Source organism: Mesorhizobium sp. M4A.F.Ca.ET.090.04.2.1 (genome assembly GCF_003999085.1).
GTDB lineage: Bacteria > Pseudomonadota > Alphaproteobacteria > Rhizobiales > Rhizobiaceae > Mesorhizobium.
In genome coordinates this window covers 1-4,616 of the sequence record NZ_RZOT01000500.1, presented here as the reverse complement: position 1 = coordinate 4,616, position 4,616 = coordinate 1, and the positions used below count along the sequence as shown (strand labels likewise).

Below are 4,616 nucleotides of genomic sequence, written 5' to 3'. Positions count from 1 at the left end.
GATCAGCGCCACCTTGTGGACGCCGACCTTCTCGCAGACGCGCGCATAGACCTCGCGCGCCAGGAGCCTGAGCGGCAGGCCGATGACGCCGCTCTCATGCGCCACCATGCGCTCGATGGCGAGGTGGGTCTTGCCGGTGTTGGTGGGTCCAAGCACGGCCGTCACGTCGCGGCCGGAAAGGATCAACGGCTGGGGGTGTTTCGGCTGGACGTTCATCGGCCCGGAAATAGACTTTCTGCCGCTCGTAGTCGGGGGCGCGCCGGCGATGGCGCGTGTGACAGCCGACACATAGGGATTTCGAGCGCGAAGCGAAAGCGGAATGTTCCGCCGTCGGTCTCCATGGGTCGCGTGGGGGGGCGAAATCCGCTCCCGATTAACGGTTGGAACGAGTCTGGAACGAATCGGCGACGAATCGCTGACTCGCCGAAGTTCATGGTTTGTTCATGGCTACATGTGGATTTTTTGACGATGAGTCTCACCATATGCTGAATCGCTTGATTGGCCCGTTTCATGCAGGACGAACGCGAGTCGCGCGTCGCCGTTAACCTTTGCCGATGAACGACCGACGTTGTTCGTCTGGCCTCGGCCAAGATTATGAAATTCTTGACGTTTCCTAACGGGCCTTAATCTTTCGGGTACGTTTCTCGGCCCTCGGCGTTAACGTTCCGGCCCAAAGCCGGAACGAATCGGCGACGAATCAGCGATGTCGGGATTTTCTTGGTTTGTTCACCCCAACATGTTGTGTCGCAGGGAGGTTTTCCACCGAGAATCCACAGGTTGGGCACATGCTTTTGCACAGGCCGCGCGCGAGCCATTAACCTTTGCGTGCCGGAGCGGGGCAAAGGCGTCGCGCGAGGGGCCCGCACAGCGGAGAGGTGACAAACAAAACGGGCCGGTTTCCCGGCCCGTTTTTGTCGATGTCTATTTCTCGGCGCGGGGCGTCAAACGAAGTACTGGCCGCCATTCGCGGTGATGGTCGAGCCGGTGATGAAGCCGGCCTCGTCGGAAGCGAGGAAGACGACGCAGCGCGCGACTTCTTCCGGCTCGCCGAGCCGGCCCACCGGGATCTGCGGGATGATGCGCTCGTTGAGCACCTTCTCGTCGATTGCCCTGACCATCTCGGTGGCGATGTAGCCGGGGCATATGACGTTGACGGTGATGCCGGCGCGGGCGCCCTCTTGAGCCAGCGCCTTCGAGAAGCCGATGTCGCCGGCCTTGGCGGCGGAATAGTTGACCTGGCCGGCCTGGCCCTTCTGGCCGTTGATCGAGGAGATGGTGATGACGCGGCCGAACTTGCGGTCGCGCATGCCGCCCCACAGCGGATGCGTCATATTGAAGACGCCGGACAGGTTGGTGTCGATGACCTCTTTCCACTGCTCGCGGGTCAGCTTGTGGAACATGGCGTCGCGAGTGATGCCGGCATTGTTGACGAGCACCGAAACCGGGCCGAGATCGGCCTCGACCTGCCTGATGCCGGCAGCGCAGGCGTCATAGTCGGCGACCGACCATTTGTAGACCGGGATGCCGGTCTCGGCCTTGAACTTCGCGGCCGCCTCGTCATTGCCGGCATAGTTCGCCGCAACCGAATAGCCGGCCTTCTTCAAAGCGATCGATATCGCCGCGCCGATACCGCGCGATCCGCCCGTGACGATTGCTACCTTACTCATGCAGTTCCTCCCTTTGGTCGGAAGAGCGAATAGGGAGTAGCGAATAGCGAGTAGGGATCTGATATCCCGTCACGTCATTCTACCCTATTAGCCACTCCCTATTCGCTATTCGCTAAGTTCAGAGCGCTTCCACGCACATGGCGACGCCCATGCCGCCGCCGATGCAAAGCGTGGCAAGACCCTTCTTGACGCCGCGGCGGCGCATCTCGAAGACCAGCGTGTTGAAGACGCGGGCGCCGGAGGCGCCGATCGGATGGCCGATGGCAATGGCGCCGCCATTGACGTTGACGATCGACGGATCCCAGCCCATGCCCTTGTTGACGGCGCAGGCTTGTGCGGCGAAGGCCTCATTGGCCTCCACCAGGTCCAGGTCCTTGACCGACCAACCGGCCTTATCCAGCGCCCGCTTCGAGGCCGGAATCGGGCCGGTGCCCATGATCGCCGGATCGACGCCGGCGGTCGCCCAGGAAGCGATGCGGACCAGCGGGGTGATGCCGCGCCGGGCGGCTTCGGCCTCGCTCATCAGCAGCGCGCCGGCCGCGCCGTCATTGATGCCGGAGGCATTGGCGGCGGTGACCGTGCCGTCCTTGTCGAAAGCGGGCCTAAGTTTGGTCATGGCGTCGAGCGTCGCGCCGTGGCGGATATATTCGTCCTGGTCGACGATCGTATCGCCCTTCTTGCCCTTGATGGTGAAGGCGACGATCTCGTCCTTGAACTTGCCGGCCTTCTGCGCGGCCTCGGCCTTGTTCTGCGAAGCCAGCGCGAACTGGTCCTGGTCGTCACGGGTGATCTGGAACTGGCGCGCGACATTCTCGGCGGTATTGCCCATGTGATAGCCGTTGAAGGCATCCCACAGCCCGTCCTTGATCATGGTGTCGATCATCTTGTAGTCGCCCATCTTGACGCCGGCGCGCAGATGCTGGGCATGCGCCGAGAGCGACATCGATTCCTGGCCGCCGGCGACGATCACCTTGGCATCGCCGGTGGCGATCTGCTGCATGCCGAGCGCGATCGCGCGCAGGCCCGAGCCGCAGACCTGGTTGAGGCCCCAGGCGGTGGTCTCCTTGGGCAGGCCGGCGTTGATCGAAGCCTGGCGGGCAGGGTTCTGGCCCTGGGCGGCGGTCAGAACCTGGCCGAGGATCACCTCGTCGACTTCCGAGGGCTCGACGTTGGCCCGCGCGAGCAATTCCCTGATGACGACCGCGCCGAGTTCATGTGCCGGGGTGGCGGCGAAGCTGCCGTTGAAGGAGCCGACTGCCGTGCGCGCGGCGCTGGCGACAACTATGCCATTGGATGCGGACATTTTCTTCTCCAGACTTCGAGGTGTCGTGTTTTAGGCTATCGTTGAGGAACTTTCTTGCCCTTTCCCGGTGCCAAGTCAAACCGGAAATGGGCATGCCGGCCATGCGCCGCAAGCAGGCCTGCGCTGGCCAGGGCTGCAGTCCCCGCTTCGCTGCGCAGCATATTCCGGCCGCCATGCAGCATTAATCGATCTTGCACTGCACAAACCACTTGGAATTGTGACGCTTTTGCGCATATCCTTGACAGGGCGCAATCGTTACCGGCTGCTTACTCAAATGCGCCGGTGTCCGGGGAGGATACTGATGGCCGCGAAAGACGACCCGATCGTCATCAAGAAATATGCCAACCGCCGACTCTACAACACCGGCACCAGCACCTATGTGACGCTGGAAGACCTCGCCGACATGGTCAAGAAGGGCGAGGAATTCACCGTCCAGGATGCCAAGACCGGCGACGACATAACGCATCCAGTGCTGACCCAGATCATTTTCGAGCTGGAGAACAAGGATGGGCAGAACATGCTGCCGATCCCGTTCCTGCGCCAGCTGATCGCCTTCTACGGCGACCAGATGCAGATGATCGTGCCCAGCTTCCTCGAGCAGTCGATGATCGCCTTCTCCAAGGAGCAGGAACGTTTTCGCGAACAGATGAAGGGCGCGTTCGGCAAGTCGCCGATGGACATGATGAAGATGTCGACGCCGATGAAGGCGCTGGAGGAGCAGACGCGCCGCAACATGGAGATGTTCCAGAACGCCATGCGCATGTTCACGCCGTTTCCGTCGGCGACGGCGAACGGGGCTTCGCCGACCCCAGCCGAGCCTGCGAAAAAGGAAGTGCCGGAAAAGTCCGATGATCTCCAGGAGCTGAAGGAACAGATCGCGGCCATGCAGCGCAAGCTCGACACGATGTCGTGACGGGCACGTTGCCATACAGGTGAAGCCGGCCTGACCTGAATCTCAACAAGCCCTGGAGCGACGCGCCCCAGGGCTTGGCTTTGATAAGCACCAGTTCCGCTAAATCCCGACGGGCCCGTCGTAGCGGGCGCGGGGCCTGATCAGGCGGTTGCTCATGACCTGCTCGACGGCATGCGCGGCCGAGCCGACGCTGCGCCCGAGCGCGAACAGCCGGAACGGCGCATCGGGCGGCAGGCGCAACTGACGCGTCAGCGCGGCCAACGCGAAGTCAATGTTCGGGCGCGCCCCCGTCGCGCCGAGAACGGCATCGCCGAGGCATGACATACAGCCATCGATCTCGACATCGGACAACAACGCCTCCGCCCTTGGGTCGCCCTCCGGATAGAGTGGATGGCCAAAGCCGGGCAGCGGCCGGTCGTGGCCAAGCCAGCGCTCGACCGCCGCATCGGCTCCCAGCCTTTCGGCGTCCTCGACGAGATTGAGCAAGGCCTCGCCGGCGCCGCCATGGCGCGGTCCGGACAGTGTGGCAAGACCGGCAAGCAGGCAGGCGGCAACCGACGCGCCGGTGGACGCGGCGACCCGCGTGGCGAAGGTCGAGGCGTTCAACTCGTGATCGGCGAGCAGCACCAATGCCCTGCGTATCAAATTGGCGCCGGCAGTGCCGACCGACCAGCCGCGCGCCAATCGCTCATGCACGGCGCCGTTTCCCGCAGCCGCGCCGAGCGCCTCGGCC

The 4,616-nt window shown here is 63.3% G+C and carries 5 protein-coding genes; 1 reads left to right on the top strand and 4 read right to left on the bottom strand.

The window, feature by feature from the left end:
- From EN781_RS26615 to EN781_RS26605, 3 genes are all read right to left on the bottom strand, one after another.
- A partial coding sequence (locus EN781_RS26615) for a hypothetical protein (RefSeq protein ID WP_145965635.1) occupies nt 1-216 on the bottom strand: 216 nt, incomplete at its 3' end.
- A 725-nt stretch (nt 217-941) separates the two neighbouring features.
- On the bottom strand, nt 942-1,667 hold the full coding sequence (phbB, locus tag EN781_RS26610) for an acetoacetyl-CoA reductase (RefSeq protein WP_126057904.1): 726 nt from the start codon (nt 1,665-1,667) through the stop codon (nt 942-944).
- Nucleotides 1,668-1,785: 118 nt separating this feature from the next.
- Nucleotides 1,786-2,970 (bottom strand): acetyl-CoA C-acetyltransferase, encoded by a 1,185-nt coding sequence (locus EN781_RS26605; RefSeq protein ID WP_126057905.1) that lies wholly within the window; start codon nt 2,968-2,970, stop codon nt 1,786-1,788.
- A gap of 301 nt (nt 2,971-3,271) precedes the next feature.
- On the opposite strand from EN781_RS26605, the gene phaR reads away from it, so the two are divergent.
- A complete protein-coding gene (phaR, locus tag EN781_RS26600; protein WP_126057906.1) occupies nt 3,272-3,883 on the top strand; it encodes a polyhydroxyalkanoate synthesis repressor PhaR in 612 nt (203 codons plus the stop codon).
- A 99-nt stretch (nt 3,884-3,982) separates the two neighbouring features.
- On the opposite strand, the gene EN781_RS26595 is transcribed toward phaR, so the two are convergent.
- Nucleotides 3,983-4,616, bottom strand: a 634-nt coding sequence (locus EN781_RS26595; RefSeq protein ID WP_245492660.1) for a citrate synthase, incomplete at its 5' end; no start/stop codon positions are given.